This is a genomic window from Methylobacterium brachiatum (assembly GCF_900113845.1).
Classification (GTDB): domain Bacteria; phylum Pseudomonadota; class Alphaproteobacteria; order Rhizobiales; family Beijerinckiaceae; genus Methylobacterium; species Methylobacterium brachiatum.
This window is the reverse complement of sequence record NZ_FOQW01000002.1, coordinates 426657-443642: the sequence shown is the minus strand read 5'-3', so window position 1 is coordinate 443642 and position 16986 is coordinate 426657. Positions and strand designations below refer to the sequence as shown.

The following is a 16986-nucleotide window of genomic DNA, read 5'->3' as shown; positions in this document are numbered from 1 at the left end:
GCCGGCGCCTCAGGCCGTCGCGGCTGCCGCGACGGTCTCGGCGATGGCCCGCGCCCGCGGGACGAGGCTCGCGACCTCGAGATATTCCTCGGGCGAGTGGGCCTTGCCGCCGACCGGCCCGACCGCGCAGAGCGTCGGGCAGCCGACGCTCGCGGTGAAGCCGGAATCGGCGCAGCCGCCGGCGAACTCCCCCTCGACCCGGGCACCGTGCTGGGCGCTGACCCGCGCATAGGTCTCGAACAGCGCCCGCGAGGCCGCGTCCTGCACCAGGGGCAGGAACTCACCCTTGATGGTCAGCTGCGCGCGGGTCTCGGGCACATGCGTGTCGGCCACGATCGCGGCGATCCGGTTCATGGCGTCGTCACGGTCGGGCGGGGTGACGTAGCGCAGGTCGATCTCGCAGGTCGCCCGGGGCGCCACGGTGTTGACCGACTGGCCGCCCGAGATCAGCCCGACATTGACCGTGATGCCGCGGTCGAGATCGGTGATCGCGTGGAGCGCGATGATCTTGTGGGCGAGCGCCCCGATGGCGCTGCGCCCCTCGGCGTAGTTGCCGCCGGAATGGGCGGCCCTGCCCAGGACCTCCAGATGCATGAACACGCCGCCCTTGCGGCCGGTGACGACGTTGCCGGTCGGGCGGCCGGGCTCCGCGTTCAGCACCGCGCGGGCGCCGCGGGCGGTCTCCTCGATGATCGGCCGGCAGGCCGGCGAGCCGATCTCCTCGTCGCTGGTGAACAGGCCGACCAAGGGCACCGGCGCGCCGCCGGCTCTGTGGAAGGCCGCCAGCACGAAGGCGTTCATCACCAGCCCGGCCTTCATGTCGGCGACGCCCGGCCCGTAGGCGCGGCCCTCCGCGATCCGGAACGGCCGGTGGGCGACCTCGCCCTTCGGGAAGACGGTGTCGCGGTGGCCCATCAGCACGATCGGCCGGTTGGCGCCCCCGGACCCGGCGACCTGGGCCTTGAGCGCGTCGCCGTAATCCTCCACCGGGATGGTGGTGACCGAGACGCCGTGCTCGGCCAGGAAGAACGCGATGCGGGCGCCCACCGCATCGACCCCGGCCTTGTCGTAGGAGCCGGAATCGATGTTCACCAGCTCCTCGAGCAGGGCCAGCATCGCGCCCTCCTGCCCTTCGAGCCAGCGGATCGCGGCGGCGTCTCTCTCGGTCATCGGAATCCCTGATCGCCCGTGCAGCTACTCGACGGTGACCGACTTAGCGAGGTTTCGGGGCTGGTCGACGTCTTTCCCCATGAACACCGCGGTGTGATAGGCCACCAGCTGGATCGGCACCGCGTACACGATCGGTGCCACCGTGGCGTCGAGGTCCGGCATGGTCACGGTGGCCATGGTGTCGAGGCCGTGCTCGGCCGCGCCCTTGGCGTCGCCGATCAGCACGATGCGCCCGCCCCGGGCGGCGACCTCCTGCATGTTCGAGACCGTCTTCTCGAACACCGCGTCGTGGGGCGCGATCACGATCACCGGCACGCTCTCGTCGATCAGCGCGATCGGCCCGTGCTTCAGCTCGCCCGCCGCGTAGCCCTCGGCGTGGATGTAGCTGATCTCCTTGAGCTTCAGCGCGCCCTCCAGCGCCATCGGGTAGCTGGTGCCGCGGCCGAGATAGAGCACGTCGCGCGCCTTCGCGACGTCCCGGGCGAGGAACTCGATCTCCGGTTCGCGGGTCAGCGCCTCCGCCATCAAGCCCGGGGCCTTGATCAGCGCGTCGACCAGCCGGCGCTCGCCGGCGGCGTCGAGGGTGCCGCGGGCGCGGCCGGCCGCGATGGCCAGGCACAGCAGCACGGTGAGCTGGCACGAGAACGCCTTGGTCGAGGCGACGCCGATCTCGGGGCCGGCGAGCGTCGGCATCACCACGGAGGATTCCCGCGCGATGGTCGAGGTCGGCACGTTGACCACGCACAGCGTGTGCTGGCCCTGGCTCTTGGCGTAGCGGAGCGAGGCCAGGGTGTCGGCGGTCTCGCCCGATTGCGAGATGACGAGCGTCAGCCCGTCCTTCTCCAGCGGCGCCTCGCGGTAGCGTGCCTCGGAGGCGACGTCGATCTCCACCGGCAGGCGCGCGACCTGCTCGAACCAGTACCGGGCCACCAGCCCGGCATAGAAGGCCGTGCCGCAGGCGGTGATGTAGACGCGGCTCAGCTTGGCGAAGTCGAAGGGCAAAGCCTCCGGCAGCATCACCCGGCCGTTGGCCATGTCGACGTAATGGGCGAGCGTGCGGCCCACCACCTCGGGCTGCTCGTGGATCTCCTTCGCCATGAAGTGGCGGTACTCGCCCTTGTCGATCCGGTAGGCCTGCGTGGCGATCTTCTGGCGCGGGCGCTCGACGCGGGCGCCGGATTGGTCGCGGATCTCGGCACCGTCGCGGGTCAGGATCGCCCAGTCGCCCTCGTCGAGATAGGTGATCGCGTCGGTGAACGGGGCGAGCGCCAGGGCGTCCGAGCCCAGATAGGTCTCGCCCTGGCCGAAGCCGACCGCGAGCGGCGCGCCGTGGCGGGCGCCGATCAGCAGGTTCTCCTCGCCGGAGAAGATGAAGCCCAGCGCGAAGGCGCCGCGCAGCCGCGGCAGGGCGGCGGCGACCGCATCGACCGGGCTCATCTGGCGGTCCATGTTGCGGCTGACCAGCTGAGCGACGACCTCAGTGTCGGTCTCGGTCTCGAAGACGACGCCGTCGGCCTCGAGCTCGTGCTTCAATTCGCGAAAATTCTCGATGATGCCGTTATGGACGACGGCGAGCCGCTTGGTGGCGTGCGGGTGGGCGTTGGTCTCGTTGGGCCGGCCATGGGTCGCCCAGCGGGTGTGGCCGATACCGATCGTGCCGGTGAGCGGCTCGCGCTCCAGCCGCTCCTCGAGGTTGACCAGCTTGCCCGAGGCGCGGCGGCGCGCCAGCTGCCCGTGCTCCAGGGTGGCGATGCCGGCGGAATCGTAGCCGCGGTATTCGAGCCGCCGCAGGGCCTCGATCACCTGCCCCGCCACCGCGTCGCGCCCGACGATGCCGACGATGCCGCACATGGAAGTGTCTCTCGTTTTGACGCCCGGGTGGCCGCACGCGGACCGGCCGCGCAAGGTCCGGGCCGTTCGCTCACCGCCGAGCCAAGCGGGACGTGTACCGGATCAGGGCCGCACAGGGCCAGCCCCGGCGACAGGGCTGTGGCCGCGGGGGGGGCGCCGCCGCGGGTGCCCTATCGGGACGCGGTCCCGCGCGCGGCGACGGCTCGGTTCCGGCCCGACCAGTGGCCGGCCAGGATTGAGCCCGACAGGTTGTGCCACACGGAGAAGACTGCCCCCGGCAGGGCGGCCAGCGGCGAGAAATAGAGCTTGCCCAGCGCCGCCGCGAGGCCGGAATTCTGCATGCCGACTTCCAGCGCCAGGGTCCGGCAGGTGCTCTCATCGAAGCCGAGCAGGCGCCCGCTCCAGTAGCCGCAGACCAGGCCGGCTCCGTTGTGCAGCGCTACGGCCAGCAGCACGAGGGGGCCGACCGCGGCGATGCTCGCCCGGCTTCCGGCCACCACGGCGCCGATGATCAGCAGGATGGCGGCCATCGACACGACGGGCAGCGCGCGCTCGAAGCGCCCGACCAGACGCGGCGCGAGTCGGTTGAGCGCCAGCCCCACGGCCACGGGCGCGGCCACGATCTCCACAAGGCTGGCCAGGAGCCCCGCCACATCCACCGGCACGGCGGCGTCGACGTAGAAGCGCACCAGGAGCGGTGTCGCCACGAGGCCCACCAGCGTCGAGGCGACGGCGACCGTCACCGACAGGGCGACATCGCCGCCGGCGATGTAGACCATCAGGGTGGAGCTCGTGCCGCTGGCGACGCTACCGACCAGCACCATGCCGGTCGTGAGCTCCGTGCCCATGCCGAGGGCGTGGGCGATGGCCCAGGCGGCGGCGGGCATCACGAGGTAATGGACCACGACGCCGGTCGCGACCGGCGCGGGCCGGGCCAGGATCCGGCCGAAATCCGCGGGCGTCAGCGTCACCCCGAGGGCGAACATGATCACGGCCAGCAGCACGGCGACGTGCGGGAGTATCGGGAGGAACATCTCCGGCGCGACGTAGGCGGTGGCCGCGGCCAGGACGGCGCAGACGGGAAACACGCGGTTGAGCAGCATCGTGCGGGTCGATGTCCGGAAAGGCGGCCGTGTCCCAGCTGCGTGGAGGCGCGTCAAGCGTGGGCGTGCCCGCGGGCGTCGCTGTCAAGTCGAGCCTCTCGCTGTCGCGGCGCCGGCGGTTCTCCGGGCGCTACCGAACCGCGGGGTGGCTTTCGGGACGTGCGGCTCCCTGTTCGCACTCACCCAGGCCCCGATGCTGGCTTGGCACGCCCGCCTGCATCGGGTGGATGCCCATCGCTACACGGCGTTGTCGTTGGCCGCGGGGGCTCTCCTGATTGCGGGGTTTTTCACGTTCCCGTTCGGTCGCATGCTTGGCCGCTGGCTTTTTGCCTGACCGGTCGCGATGGAGCGGGAACGGAACGCCCGCTCCCCGAGGGAAAGCCGAGGCCCGTTGCCACGCGGAGCCGACAATGTCGGGCGACCGACATGGGTCGAGGTCCGCCATCACACACCCAAGCCGAGATCGGCAGCAGACCTCGGCCAGCGCGCCTCAGCGCCCCCCGCGCAACACCTTCTCGGCGAGCAGCGCCGCTCGCTTCAGCTTCGCCCAGCCCGGCTTCACCGCCTGCCGGCCGCGGGCGACCGCCATGGCGTCTGCCGGCACGTCGTCGGTGATGACCGAGCCCGAGGCCACATAGGCCCCCTCCCCCACGGTCACCGGCGCCACCAGCGCCGAGTTCGAGCCGATGAAGGCGCCGGCACCGATATTGGTCCGGTGCTTGAGCACGCCGTCGTAATTGCAGGTGATCGTGCCGGCGCCGATATTGGCCTTCGCGCCGATCTCTGCGTCCCCGAGATAGGTCAGATGCGCGGCCTTGGCGCCCGGCCCCATATGGGCGTTCTTGAGTTCGACGAAATTGCCGAGTTCGGCGCCGGTCTCGAGGACGGCATGACCGCGCAGCCGCACGAACGGCCCGATGCGCACGCGCGCCTCCAGCACGGTGTCGGTGAGATGGGCGAAGGCCCGCACCGTGCAGCCGTCCGCGACCCGCACGCCCGGCCCGAACACGACGTGCGGCTCCACCACGACGTCGCGTCCCAGGATCGTGTCGTGGCTCAGGAACACCGTCTCGGGGGCGACCAGCGTGGCGCCGCCCAGCATGGCGCTGCGGCGCAGCCGGGCCTGGATCGCGGCCTCGGCGATGCTGAGCTGGACCCGGTCGTTGACGCCCTGCGCCTCCGCCTCGTCCACGGGCACGACCGTGATCGTGAGCCCCTCGGCGACGGCGAGCGCCACCGCGTCGGGCAGGTAATATTCGCCGGCGGCGTTGTCGTTGCCGATGCGGCTCAGCAACTTCAGAGCGTGTTGCCCCGACAGGGCCATCAGCCCGGCATTGCACAGGGTCACGGCCCGCTCGGCGGGGCTCGCATCCTTCTCCTCGCGGATCGCCAGGACACGGCTGCCCTCGGTGAGCACCCGGCCGTAGCCGGTCGGGACCGGGCTCTCGAAGGCGAGCACCGCCACCGCCGCGCCGTCGGCGAGCGGCGCGCGGAGTCGCAAAAAAGTCTCGGCGCTGATCAGCGGCGTGTCGCCGAAGGCGATGACCACGTCGTCGTCCGGCGTCTCGAGCACGGCCCGGGCGGCGAGCACGGCGTGGGCGGTACCCAGGCGCTCGGCCTGCGGGAACACCTGCGCGCCGGGCGCCTCCCGGGCGATCTCGGCGGCGACATCCTCGCGACCGGGCTCGGCGACCACGGCGATCCGGCCGGCGCCCGCCGCCTGCACGGCCGCGAGCACGTGGCCCAGCATGGTCCGCCCGGCGATCCGGTGGAGCACCTTCGGCAGGTCCGAGCGCATCCGCGTGCCCTTCCCGGCCGCGAGCACGATGGCGGTGAGGCTGCGCGGGGGCGTGGCGGGAGGAGTCATCGCAGGTCCAGGCATCGTGATTCGGCGCGCGACCGATGGGCCGGACGCCGCCGCGACGCAAGACCGTCCCGCCGGATCTCAGCGCAGGGCCAGCGCCCCGTGATGGGCGGAGCCGTGGGCGTAATGCTCGCGGCGGCGCTCGATCGAGCTCGGGATGCGCAGGGATTCCCGGTACTTGGCCACGGTCCGGCGGGCGATGTCGACGCCCTCGCTGCGCAGCTTCTGCACCAGCGCGTCGTCCGACAGCACGTCGTCCGGCGTCTCGCCGTCCACGAGCTGCTTGATCCGGTGGCGCACGGCTTCGGACGAATGGGCCGCCATGCCGGCCGCGCCCGGGATCGCCGCGGTGAAGAAGTACTTCATCTCCAGCGTGCCGCGGCTGGTGCCGATCGCCTTGTTGGACGTGACCCGGGAGACGGTCGATTCGTGCATGCCGATCGCCTCGGCCACGGTCTTGAGGTTGAGCGGGCGCAGATGCGTGACGCCGTGGACGAAGAACCCGTCCTGCTGGCGCACGATCTCGGTGGCGACCTTCAGGATCGTGCGGGCGCGCTGCTCCAGGGAGCGGGTCAGCCAATTGGCGTTCTGCAGCGCCTCCGACAGGAAGGCCTTGTCGCCGTCGGCCGAGGCGCCGCGCACGACGCGGGCATAGTAGCTCTGGTTGACCAGGACCCGGGGCAGCGCCTCGCCGTTGAGCTCCACCAGCCAGGACCCGTCCGGGGCCGCGCGCACGAACACGTCCGGGATCAGCACCTCGACGGCGCTCGAGCCGAAGGCGCGGCCGGGTTTGGGATCGAGCCGCCGGATCTCGCCCAGCATCTCGACGAGATCCTCGTCGTCGACCCCGCAGAGGCGGCGCAGGGCGCCGAAATCGCGCTTGGCCACGAGGTCGAGGCGCGAGACCAGGGCCTGCATGGCCGGATCGAACCGGTCGCGCTCGCGCAGCTGGATCGCCAGGCATTCGGCGAGGTCCCGGGCCGCGATCCCCGGCGGGTCGAAGCTCTGGACCAGGGTCAGCACCCGGGCCACGGTGGCCGGATCGGCGCCGAGGCGCTCGGCCACACCCTCCACCGTCTCGCGCAGGTAGCCGGCCTCGTCGACCGCGTCGATCAGGAAGCCACCGATCAGCCGGTCGGACGGGTTGCGGGTCGCGAGATCGAGCTGGCTCGCCAGGTGATCGCGCAGGGAGATCTCGGCCGTCAGGGCGGCCTCGAAATCGGGCGCGTCGGAGTCGAAGCTGCCGCCGCTGCTGCCGTAGGGGGGCGGCGTCAGCGAGAGCATGTCGCCGCCGGAGGCCTCCTGCGCGTGGATGGGGGCGTCGTCCGGGAAGACGTTGTCGAGCCGGGTGTCGAAATCGGCCTCGATCTCGCCGCGGCTGGGATTGAGTTCGGTGGGCTGCCACGAATCGGCGTCGAAGTCGCCACCCGAGGCCGCTTCGTCGGACGGGCCGCTCGCCTCGGCGGATTCGGCCGGCCCGGATCCCTCGGACTCGGCCCGTTCCAGCAGCGGATTGCGCTCCAGCTCGGCCTCGACATAGGCGGCGAGATCGAGGTGCGACAATTGCAGGAGTTTGATCGCTTGCAGGAGCTGCGGCGTCATCACCAGGGCCTGGCCCTGACGCACTTCCAGCCGTTGCACCAAACTCATGCGAGGCCCCGATGCCCTTTCAGCGTGATCGACCAGCCGAGCTGCGCTGCTCGCGGCATGGTTATTGCTTGTCGTGCGAGATCACCTGTAACCCGATCGCCAGCGCGCGTCAAAGATCGTCGGTGCCGAACGAGGCCGGGAAAGGTCGAAGGGCGTGGATCCGTTGTGCGCGCGCCACAGCCGGCCTGACGCCCAGTTTCAGGGCGAGGCTTTAACGAACCGCTGTTCGTGCATCGTCAGGCTTGTGCGGATCCCGCGAGACCGCGATCGGCCTCACGCGTCGCTCCTTCGGAGCACAGCGTGGCCTATCGGCTTGGCCGAATGGGGATCGTGTGCCCGCCGGGGCAGCGGTCGGTCAGGCGCCGGACCAAGCTCGACCGGGTCGCGACGGCCGGCGCGTCAGCCCTGCGCGAGGAGCCGCTCGTACTCGGCCTCGGCCGGCCCGTAGGCGTCCCCGGCCAGGTCTTCCAGCTTGTCGCGATCGGTCACGATGATTCGCCCGCGGCGGGCCTTGATCATGCCCGAGCCCTCGAGCACGTGCGTCGCGGTCGTAACCCCCGGACGCCGGACGCCGAGCATCATGGCCAGGAACTCGTGCGTCAGGATCAGCTCGTCCTTTTGCAGCCGGTCGTGGGTCATCAGGATCCACCGGGCGAGCCGCGCCTCGATGGTGAGGTCCGTGTTGGCGTAGACGGTGTGGCCGACCTGGACGATCAGGCTCTGGACGTATCGCCCGAGCAGGCTGCGCAGCGGCGCGCTCTCGTCGAGCGCCGCCTGCAGGACCGCGGCCGGGAGCCGCAGAGCCACCAGGTCGGATTGGACGAGCGCGGTGTGCGGCGTCCGGTCTGCCCCCAGCACGAGGGGGGCGCCGCACATCCCCTCGTAGCCGATGACCCCGATCTCGATCCGGCCCTCGACCGTGTCGGCGACCAGCGACACGATGCCTTCCTCGATGAAATGCGCGTGGGTGATCGGCTGAAGCGGCAGGATCAGCAGCTCGCGCAGCGGCACCGACACGGTTTCCAGCGCGGGCGCGAGACGGGCGAAATCCTCGGGTGGCATGAGACGGAGCAGACGATTGCGGACGCCATCCTGCTTCGGTCGATCCAAGGCTCCGCTCCAAAGTCGGTGCTAGAGCGCGGCCAGTCTCTCGGTTACCGGCGCTGAAGCTTGTCTGATCTCGAAGGACTCGAGGTAAACGGCCGCCGCCCGACCACAAGCGAAATTGAGCTTGTCCGGGGGCTATGTACGCTTTCAGACGATGATGCGCCGACGCGTCGAGTCTGTTTCAATTAACCCGCGGGAACAGACTCGGTTTCCCGGTTGAACGCTTTCCCGTCGCCCGGACGATGGTCAAACGACTTCCGATCGCGCATGGCGACCGCGCGGCACGCCTTGACCCAGGTTAACGACAATAATGATCCGGGCGGGCTAATTGTAGGCTTGGTTCCGGGGGCGGTGTGCCGTGCGCTATTTCACCGACTTCATCACCGGAACGGCCTTGTCCCGCGACGAGGAGGGCCTCGAATTCTGCGGGCGGCGAGAAGCCTGCCGGTCCGCAGCGGAAGCGCTGGTGGAAGTCGCCAACGACACGCTCCGGGCGACGCAGACATCGCCCGTGGGGTCCGATCTGGCCGACCTGCACTTGGAGGCGCAGGTCCGGAACGAGGCCGGCACGGTGGTTTTCCGGGCTCAGCTCACCCTCGCCTTGGACTGGCCGGACACGCGCGTCGGCTAAGGCTGATCGGGCGCATCACCAGCCGCAATTCGGGATCGGCGGCTGCGGCTTGGCCAGGGCCGCCTTCTCGATCGGCACGACCGGCCCCCAGGCGTATTTCTGTGCGTGCGGCGTCACGTTGGCGAACACGCAGCCGAGCTGGAAATGGCTGGCGCCCATCTCGCCTGAGAAGCCCATGCAATCCAGGAAGGTCCAGGTCTTCGGGACCGGGATCATCGAGCGCCAGCGGGGCATCGCCACCGGCGAGCAGACCTTGACCGCCCCGGTGCCGTCATCGGCGTTGAGGGCGCTGTCCGGCGTCTGCGCCCCGGCCGGTGCCGCCGCGAGGCCCACGAGGAGCAGGACGATCGGGATCGCGCGGTGCGCTGCGGAGCGAAGCGTCTCGGGTGCGTTCATCGGGTCAGTGCATCGTCCGCCACAGGGTCGCGAGGATCGCGAAGCCGATCACGTTGTACAGGATCGCCCAGATCCAGACGCCCATCACGGCCTTGCTCGGCTGGCGGGGCCGCTGGCGGCCGAGGCGCAGACGGTGCCGGTCCTCGGGCGTCGGCCAGATCGCGCTCCGCGGGGCCTTCAGCAGACGGGTCAGGGCCTCGGGCAGGTTGAGGCCGGGCGGCGGTTCGCCGTTCATGACGGCCTCGGATGCGGCGGGACGGCGCGACGCCGCCCGGGATCACCCTTCTACAGAGGGCCGCGCCGGCCCGGCAATGCGGCGGAGCGGCCTGTCGGCCTACAGCACCGTGCCGGGCGCCTGCGGATAATACTGGTAGGCCCAGGTCTCCGAGAGCAGCCGGTCGCCGTTCTTGAGCTGCAGCCGCATCTCGACCGGCTCGGGACCTTCGGCGAAAACCTTCAGGAATACCCGCCAGGGGCTCGGCTTGCCGTAGGGCGCCCAGGTAGCCCCGACCTCCTCGGCAGAGCCGCGCGACAGCGTCAGCGCCACCGTGGCCTGTTCCGGGTTGAGACCCGCCAGGGCCGCGCCCTCGAATTCCAGGACGAACTGGCGCACGAGGTTCGCCCGGCCCGCACGCCTGTCCGCCTTGGAGAGCCAGGAGGCCTTGGTCGCCCGGGTCGCGACGCAGCGGGCCAGATCGGTGGCGACCGGCTCGGTCACCGGCCAGTGCAGGCGGTAGGCGAAGCTGCGCTCCGACGCCGCGCCCGGCGGGTCGGCCGGCACCCACATGGCGCCGATATTGTCGTCGGTTTCCTGGTGGGTCGGGATCTCGACGAGCTGCACGCTGCCGGCCCCCCAATCGCCCTGCGGCTCGACCCAGATATGCGGGCGGTTCTCCTCGAAGCCGTCGTCGATGTAGTTGTCGAAGGACCGGTCGCGCTGGAGCAGGCCGAACCCCTTCGGCGAGCGGTCCGCGAAGGCGCTGACGCTGAGCCGCGGCGGGTTGTTGAGCGGCCGCCAGATCAGCTCGCCGGCGCCGGTCCGCATCAGCAGCCCGTCGGAATCGTGCACCTCGGGCCGCCAGTCGCTGGCGAGGAACCGGCTCATCCCCTCGGAATACCAGAGCATGGAGGTCAGCGGCGCGACGCCGAACCGCTCGACCGGCTTGCGGATGTAGAGCGTGCAGGCGACGTCGATCACCACATGCGGCTCCTTCCGGGCGGTGAACCGGTAGGCGCCGGTGAGGCTCTGGCCTTCCAGCAGCGCCAGGATGGTGACCGCCCCGTCCGCGGCCGGAGAAACGTAGAAGCGGGTGAAGACCGGGAATTCCTCCGTCTTGCCCGGTCCCGGCGCCGTGTCGATGGCGATGCCCCGGGCCGAGGCGCCGTACTGCGCCCCGTCGCCGGCCGCACGGAAATAGGAGGCCCCGAGGAAGGCCAGCCAGTCGCCGTCGGCGCCGGGCTGGTCGGCCGGGACCTTCTGGAAGCGGACACCGGCAAAGCCGGCGCCGTCGGGCAGGTCCTTGCCGGGATTGCCGGGCGGGTAGGCGAAGAGGTCGCGCGAATACAGGACCTCGCGCGCCTGGCCGCCTTCGAGCGCATAGATCTTCACCGGATGCCGGAAGAAGTTGCCCAGGTGGAAGAACGTGACCGGGTACGGGCTTTCCGGGAACAGGGCGTGCCCCGGCGGGTAGCGGATCTCCTGGAGCGGCCCGTAGGTCAGCGCGTCCAACGTCGGCGAGGCCGGTGCCTCCGGGGGCGGCGCGTAGGGCCGGTCGCGCAGGCTGCGGGCCAGCGTCTTCAGCCGGTCGAAATCCATCGGCTCGGGCGGGGCCAGGCGCGGGCCGCCGGATGCGGCCAGGGCGGGGCGCGCGAGGGGCGAGAGGGCCAGCAGGCCCAAAGCTGTCAGGGCGCGTCGCGTGATCAAGCTCGAACCTCCGGGAATCGCCGGTCTGCCGACCTGCCCCGCCCTCTAGTCACGCTGGAATGACCGCGCAATTTACCGCGGCGCCGGCTGAGGTTCAGCTTCGCGGGCCGCAGGCGTTGGTGGGGCCGTTGGTCTCCCACAGCGCGGCGCCGCCTCCGGGGGCGCATTGCCCCGGCAGCGCCAGGGTGATCAGCTTGGACAGGGTGCGGTCCTCGTCCTCGCCGTAGCCGATCTCGCCGACCATCCGGCCTGTCTTGTCGAACAGCCCGACGGTGGCGGAATGCTCCATCGTGTAGTCGCCGCCCTGGACCGGCACGCGCTTGTAGGCGACGTGGTAGGCGTCGGCCATGCGGGCGACCTGCTCGGGCGTCCCGACGAAGCTGCGGATCCGCGGATCGAACGCGGCCAGGTAGTCCCGCAGGCTCTCGGGCGTATCGCGCTCCGGGTCGAGGGTGACGAACACGACGTTGAGCCGGTCGGCGTCGCGGCCCATCCGGCCGAGCGCCGCCGACAGGGTCGCGAGCGTCGTCGGGCAGACCTCGGGGCAATGGGTGAAGCCGAAGAACAGGGCGGTGGGCTTGCCGAGCAGGTCGGCCTGGCTGACCGGCTTGCCGTCGAGATCCGCCATGGCGAAGCTGCCGCCGACCCGGCGGGGGTGGCTGAACTGGGAACCCTGCTGCAGGACGATCGCCCCCGTGCCGGTGGCGACCAGGGTGACGAGGGTGGCGGACGCGATGAGGGCGAGCGGGCTCGGTGCCATGCTGGGACCTGCGGCGGGGGCGTCGATGGGTTCCATATGGGGTTGGAATCGCCGCGCGCGATCCCGCTGCGGCGAGCCGGCCCCGCGGCGCTCCGGGAACCCGCTTCTACGACCCCGGTTTGCGTGACACCAGCGGCCGAAGCATCCAACGCCAGAGCGGTCGAATCCGCGGCGGGACAACATCGCGGCCGCAACGACCCGAGCAGCTCTGCCGAGACCGGTCTGCTCGGGCAACCCGCATGGGAGCAGCCCCGCATGGCCCAGCAGATTCCCGTCGACCCGAAGGCCCGCGCCGACGATCCGGCCCGCGATGCCGAGCGGGACGATTCCACCCACGCGATCACCGGCGACGTCGCCTATCGGCGTCTCGTGCTGGTCAACACCGTGTTCGTCGGCGCCCCCGGAGCCGGCGACCGCGGCTGGGTCCTCGTCGATGCCGGCGTGATGGGCGCCAAGGGCGCGATCAAGGCGGCGGCCGAAGCGCGGTTCGGCGCGGGCGCACGGCCCGCCGCGATCGTGCTGACCCACGGCCATTTCGACCATGTCGGCGTGCTCGAGGATCTCGCCGAAGAGTGGGATGTCCCGGTCTTCGCGCACGCCCTGGAGCGGCCCTATCTCGACGGCAGCGCCTCTTACCCCGCCCCCGATCCGAGCGTCGGCGGCGGATTGCTCGGGCGCCTGTCGCCGCTCTTCCCGACGAAACCGGTCGACGTGTCCGGGCGCCTGCAGGATCTGCCGGGGGACGGATCGGTGCCGCCGATGGCGGGCTGGCACTGGATTCATACGCCGGGCCATGCGCCGGGCCATGTCTCGTTCTGGCGCGAGGCCGACCGCACCCTGATCGTCGGCGACGCCTTCGTCACCACGGCGCAGGAATCGGCCTACGCGGTGGCGGTCCAGGAGCCCGAGCTGCACGGGCCGCCGATGTATCTGACGATCGATTGGGGCGCGGCGCGCCATTCGGTCCAGGCGCTCGCCGGCCTCGAACCCGAGCGCGTCATCACCGGCCACGGCCGCCCGCTTCAAGGCCCCGAGATGCGCCGGGCGCTCCATGCCCTCGCCGAGCAGTTCGATGAGGTCGCGGTGCCGGAGCACGGGCGCTACGTGGAAGCGCCGCTGAGCGCGGCCGATGGCTCAGCCTACGCGCCGCCGGATTGAACCCGCGCACGAAATCCCTCGGCGAGGCCGGGGTACGATGGCGATCGAATGGGGCTGGTCGATCGGGCCGGCGCCAACGCGCAGTCCCAAAAAAATATGGTCGGAGTGGCCGGACTTGAACCGACGACCCCCTGTCCCCCAGACAGGTGCGCTACCGGGCTGCGCTACACTCCGACGCCACGTGGGCCCGGCGCTCTTAGCCGTCGCGCCCGGCCCGCGCAAGCCCTTCGCGGCGGATCGGCGGCGCTGGCCCTCTCCGGCCCGGACGGGTACGGGGAGCGCCAGCCCCCCGACCATCGCGCCGAAACGCCCGCGCCACGCCAACGAGGACCATGACCGACCGACCGATCGCCTTCGATCTCACGCGCCTCGTCACGCGGCTGCGCCATGCCAGCCCGTCAGGGATCGACCGGGTCGATCTCGCCTATGCCCGCCACTTCCTCGGCCGGCCCGGGCCGGGCGTGGGCGTGGTCTCGACGGCGTATGGGCCGCGGGTGCTGGACCGCGCGCTTGCCCTCGCCATCGTCGAGGCGGTGGCGGCGGGCTGGGTCGAGGATCGGGACGCGCTCTCGGATCCGGTCTATCGCGGGCTTGCGGCGCGGCTCGGCGCCCCGCTGGCGGCCGCCCCATCGGCGCCGGCGCCACGGAATGGTGGATCGCAGCGCCGCCGGATCCAGGCCCAGACCGCAGCCGACATCGCCCTGCGCGGGCGCTCGCTCGCGGCCCTGCCCCGGGATGCCCTCTACCTGCACACCTCGCATCTGCGCCTCGACAATCCCGGCCGGTTCGACTGGCTCTACGACCGGCGGGACGTGCGCGCGGCGTTCTTCGTCCACGACCTTATCCCGATCACGCATCCCGAATACGGGCGCGCCGGCGAGGCCGACCGCCACCGGATCCGGATGCGCACGGTCGGCCGGCATGCCGCCGCGATCCTCGTCAACTCGGCCGATACCGGCGCGCGCACTCTCGATCACCTGGCGGCCGAAGGATTCGGCCGGCCGCCGGTGGCCGTGGGCCATCTCGGCGTCGAAACGGCTTTCGACCGCTCGGGGCCCCGGCTTCAGCCGGACCGCCCGACCTTCCTGGTCTGCGGCACGATCGAATCGCGCAAGAATCACCTGCTGCTGTTCCAGCTCTGGCGGCGTCTGGCCGAGCGGCACGGGGCGGCGACGCCCCGCCTGGTCGTGGTGGGGCGCCGGGGCTGGGAGGCCGAGAGCGCCATCGACATGCTCGAGCGCTGCCCGGGCGTGCGCGCCCACACGATCGAGGTCACCGGCCTCTCGACCCACGGCCTCGCGGCGCTGACCCGAAGCTGCACGGCCCTGCTGATGCCGTCGTTCACGGAGGGCTACGGCATCCCGATCGTCGAGGCGGCGGCCTCCGGCCTGCCCGTGGTGGCCTCGGACATCCCGGTCCACCGGGAGATCGCCGGCGGCGTCGCCCATTTCTGCGATCCGCTGGATGGGCTTGGCTGGGAGCAGGCGATCGAAGCCCTCGCTCGACCGAACGCGCCGCTCCGCACCGAACTCGCCGGCCGCCTCGACGGCTACGTGCCGCCGAGCTGGAACGGGCATTTCGCGGCCATCGGTCCGACTCTCGCGGCGATCTAACGGGGTCGCGCGGAACGCCGTGAGTTGCGCCGGTCGGGCCTGACGAATAAGGGAAAGCGTCAGTCCATAGGGCCGGCCTTCGGCTGGGCGGAACGGAGAGCCTGTCGATGCAGGTGGTCGACCTCGATCGCGAGACGGTCAAGCGTGGGTTGAACGATGGCACGATGCTGATCATCGACGTGCGCGAGGACCACGAATACGAGGCCGGGCACATCCCCGGCGCCGTTTCCCATCCGCTCTCCACGTTCGATCCGCAGGCCGTCGCGGCCCTGATCGCCGCGGATGGCCGCCGCCCGGTCCTGTCCTGCGGGTCGGGAATCCGCTCGGTCCACGCGCTGATGGCCGCTCAGAAAGCGGGCCTCGACATCTCCGAGCACTACAAGGGCGGCTTCAAGGATTGGTACGCCGCGGGCGAAGCAATCGAGTAGCGGATTAAAACAATCCGCTCTCACGGGGCCGTGATGTGCGCTCTCGCACAATAAGCACCGGGGCGCGCGGGTTACGGCGCGCCCACCAAGGATTTATCGTCAAGCTCGGTGCGACCGACGGGTCGGCCAACGGACAGCAGGACCCGATGCGCAGCCGGCTTTCCAGCCTCTTCCCCGTGCTCTCCGGTCTCGCTGCCGGCTTCCTGGTCGCGGGCCCCCTGGCACCGATCGCTCACGCCCAGGCACCCGGCGGCCCGCCGCCGAAGGTGACGGTGGCCAAGCCGGTGGTCCGCGAGATCGTCGAGCAGGACCAGTATACCGGCCGCTTCGAGGCGATCGAGAACGTCGAGGTCCGGGCCCGGGTCACCGGATACCTGGAGAAGATCAACTTCATCGACGGCCAGAACGTGAAGAAGGGCGACCTTCTGTTCGTGATCGACCGCCGACCCTACAAGGCGGCGCTGGAGCAGGCCCAGGCCGCCCTCGCCTCGGCCAAGGCCCGGCAATCCTTCTCGCAGACCGACCTCGAGCGCGCCCAGACCCTGTCCCGGAGCGGCAACATCTCCGAGCAGGTCACGGACCAGCGCCGGCAGGCCTCGCTGACCGCCCAGGCCGACGTCGACAGCGCCCAGGCGGCGCTGAACAACGCGCAGCTCAACTACGATTTCAGCGAGGTGAAGGCCCCGGTCAACGGCCGGATCAGCCGGCGGCTCGTCACCGAGGGCAACATCGTCAGCGCCGACCAGACGATGCTGACCACCATCGTGTCGCTCGACCCGATCTGGTTCAGCTTCACCGTCGATGAGAAGTCGTTCCTGAAATACCAGAACAGCCTCGGCATCGGCATGGGCCAGACCCAGCAGGGTAAGGGCGTGCCGATCATGATCTCGCTGTCCGGCGAGGCGAAGCCGACCCGCAAGGGCACCCTCGACTTCGTCGACAACCGTGTCGACAACGCCACCGGCACGATCCTGCTGCGCGCCACGGTTCCCAACGCCGATCAGTTCATCAAGCCCGGCCTGTTCGGCATCGTCGCGATGCCGGCCACCAAGCCGTTCCAGGGCGTGCTGATCCCCGACGAGGCGGTCGCCGCCAACCAGGACAAGCGCGTCGTCTACGTGGTCGGGCCCGACAACGTCATCCAGCAGAAGGACGTGGTGCTCGGTCCGAAGGTGGACGGCTACCGGGTGATCCGCAGCGGCCTGAAGGGCGACGAGACCCTGGTGGTCAACGGCGTCGCCCGCATCCGTCCGGGGGCCAAGGTCACCCCGGAGACGATCGAGCTGCCCCCGAGCAAGACGTGAGCCTGACCGGCTCGACACGATTGCATT

General features: G+C 70.8%; 15 protein-coding genes and 1 tRNA gene. 5 read left to right on the top strand and 11 right to left on the bottom strand.

The window, feature by feature from the left end; translation table 11 throughout:
* Nucleotides 1-9: 9 nt before the first annotated feature.
* The 6 genes from BMZ47_RS02040 to BMZ47_RS02010 form a co-directional block, all read right to left on the bottom strand.
* Nucleotides 10-1170, bottom strand: a complete 1161-nt coding sequence (locus BMZ47_RS02040) for a M20 family metallopeptidase (protein ID WP_091857990.1) — start codon at nt 1168-1170, stop codon at nt 10-12.
* Nucleotides 1171-1194: 24 nt separating this feature from the next.
* The gene (glmS, locus tag BMZ47_RS02035; RefSeq protein WP_091857987.1) at nt 1195-3021 is read right to left on the bottom strand and encodes a glutamine--fructose-6-phosphate transaminase (isomerizing); all 1827 of its coding nucleotides are present in this window, start codon (nt 3019-3021) and stop codon (nt 1195-1197) included.
* Between the two features lie 170 nt (nt 3022-3191).
* Nucleotides 3192-4124, bottom strand: coding sequence for a ketopantoate/pantoate/pantothenate transporter PanS (gene panS, locus BMZ47_RS02030; RefSeq protein WP_091857984.1), 933 nt, complete (start codon nt 4122-4124; stop codon nt 3192-3194).
* Nucleotides 4125-4614: 490 nt separating this feature from the next.
* A complete protein-coding gene (gene glmU, locus BMZ47_RS02020) occupies nt 4615-5991 on the bottom strand; it encodes a bifunctional UDP-N-acetylglucosamine diphosphorylase/glucosamine-1-phosphate N-acetyltransferase GlmU (protein WP_091857979.1) in 1377 nt (458 codons plus the stop codon).
* Nucleotides 5992-6069: 78 nt separating this feature from the next.
* Nucleotides 6070-7638, bottom strand: coding sequence for an RNA polymerase factor sigma-54 (gene rpoN, locus BMZ47_RS02015; protein ID WP_091857974.1), 1569 nt, complete (start codon nt 7636-7638; stop codon nt 6070-6072).
* 399 nt (nt 7639-8037) lie between these two features.
* Nucleotides 8038-8748 (bottom strand): Crp/Fnr family transcriptional regulator, encoded by a 711-nt coding sequence (locus BMZ47_RS02010; protein WP_091857971.1) that lies wholly within the window; start codon nt 8746-8748, stop codon nt 8038-8040.
* A 355-nt stretch (nt 8749-9103) separates the two neighbouring features.
* Here BMZ47_RS02010 and BMZ47_RS02005 point away from each other — a divergent pair, with 355 nt between their 5' ends.
* The gene (locus tag BMZ47_RS02005; protein WP_091857969.1) at nt 9104-9376 is read left to right on the top strand and encodes a DUF6894 family protein; all 273 of its coding nucleotides are present in this window, start codon (nt 9104-9106) and stop codon (nt 9374-9376) included.
* Nucleotides 9377-9391: 15 nt separating this feature from the next.
* Here the strand turns inward: BMZ47_RS02005 and BMZ47_RS02000 are convergent, their stop codons facing one another.
* The 4 genes from BMZ47_RS02000 to BMZ47_RS01985 all read right to left on the bottom strand — a co-directional run bounded on the left by BMZ47_RS02000 (nt 9392) and on the right by BMZ47_RS01985 (nt 12456).
* Nucleotides 9392-9772, bottom strand: coding sequence for a hypothetical protein (locus tag BMZ47_RS02000; RefSeq protein WP_007559961.1), 381 nt, complete (start codon nt 9770-9772; stop codon nt 9392-9394).
* A gap of 4 nt (nt 9773-9776) precedes the next feature.
* Nucleotides 9777-10007 (bottom strand): hypothetical protein, encoded by a 231-nt coding sequence (locus BMZ47_RS01995; RefSeq protein ID WP_007559959.1) that lies wholly within the window; start codon nt 10005-10007, stop codon nt 9777-9779.
* Between the two features lie 99 nt (nt 10008-10106).
* The gene (locus tag BMZ47_RS01990) at nt 10107-11696 is read right to left on the bottom strand and encodes an OpgD/OpgG family glucan biosynthesis protein (protein ID WP_091857966.1); all 1590 of its coding nucleotides are present in this window, start codon (nt 11694-11696) and stop codon (nt 10107-10109) included.
* 94 nt (nt 11697-11790) lie between these two features.
* Nucleotides 11791-12456, bottom strand: a complete 666-nt coding sequence (locus tag BMZ47_RS01985) for an SCO family protein (protein WP_007559955.1) — start codon at nt 12454-12456, stop codon at nt 11791-11793.
* A 255-nt stretch (nt 12457-12711) separates the two neighbouring features.
* Here BMZ47_RS01985 and BMZ47_RS01980 point away from each other — a divergent pair, with 255 nt between their 5' ends.
* The gene (locus BMZ47_RS01980; RefSeq protein ID WP_091857963.1) at nt 12712-13614 is read left to right on the top strand and encodes an MBL fold metallo-hydrolase; all 903 of its coding nucleotides are present in this window, start codon (nt 12712-12714) and stop codon (nt 13612-13614) included.
* Nucleotides 13615-13711: 97 nt separating this feature from the next.
* Here BMZ47_RS01980 and BMZ47_RS01975 read toward each other — a convergent pair.
* Nucleotides 13712-13788: transfer RNA gene (locus tag BMZ47_RS01975), tRNA-Pro, on the bottom strand.
* Nucleotides 13789-13946: 158 nt separating this feature from the next.
* Between BMZ47_RS01975 and BMZ47_RS01970 the strand changes: the two genes are divergently transcribed.
* From BMZ47_RS01970 to BMZ47_RS01960, 3 genes are all read left to right on the top strand, one after another.
* Entirely contained in the window at nt 13947-15227 is a 1281-nt protein-coding gene (locus BMZ47_RS01970) for a glycosyltransferase family 4 protein (protein WP_091857961.1), read from the top strand.
* A 107-nt stretch (nt 15228-15334) separates the two neighbouring features.
* On the top strand, nt 15335-15655 hold the full coding sequence (locus BMZ47_RS01965; RefSeq protein ID WP_007559947.1) for a rhodanese-like domain-containing protein: 321 nt from the start codon (nt 15335-15337) through the stop codon (nt 15653-15655).
* Nucleotides 15656-15801: 146 nt separating this feature from the next.
* On the top strand, nt 15802-16959 hold the full coding sequence (locus BMZ47_RS01960) for an efflux RND transporter periplasmic adaptor subunit (protein WP_007559945.1): 1158 nt from the start codon (nt 15802-15804) through the stop codon (nt 16957-16959).
* Nucleotides 16960-16986: the final 27 nt, after the last annotated feature.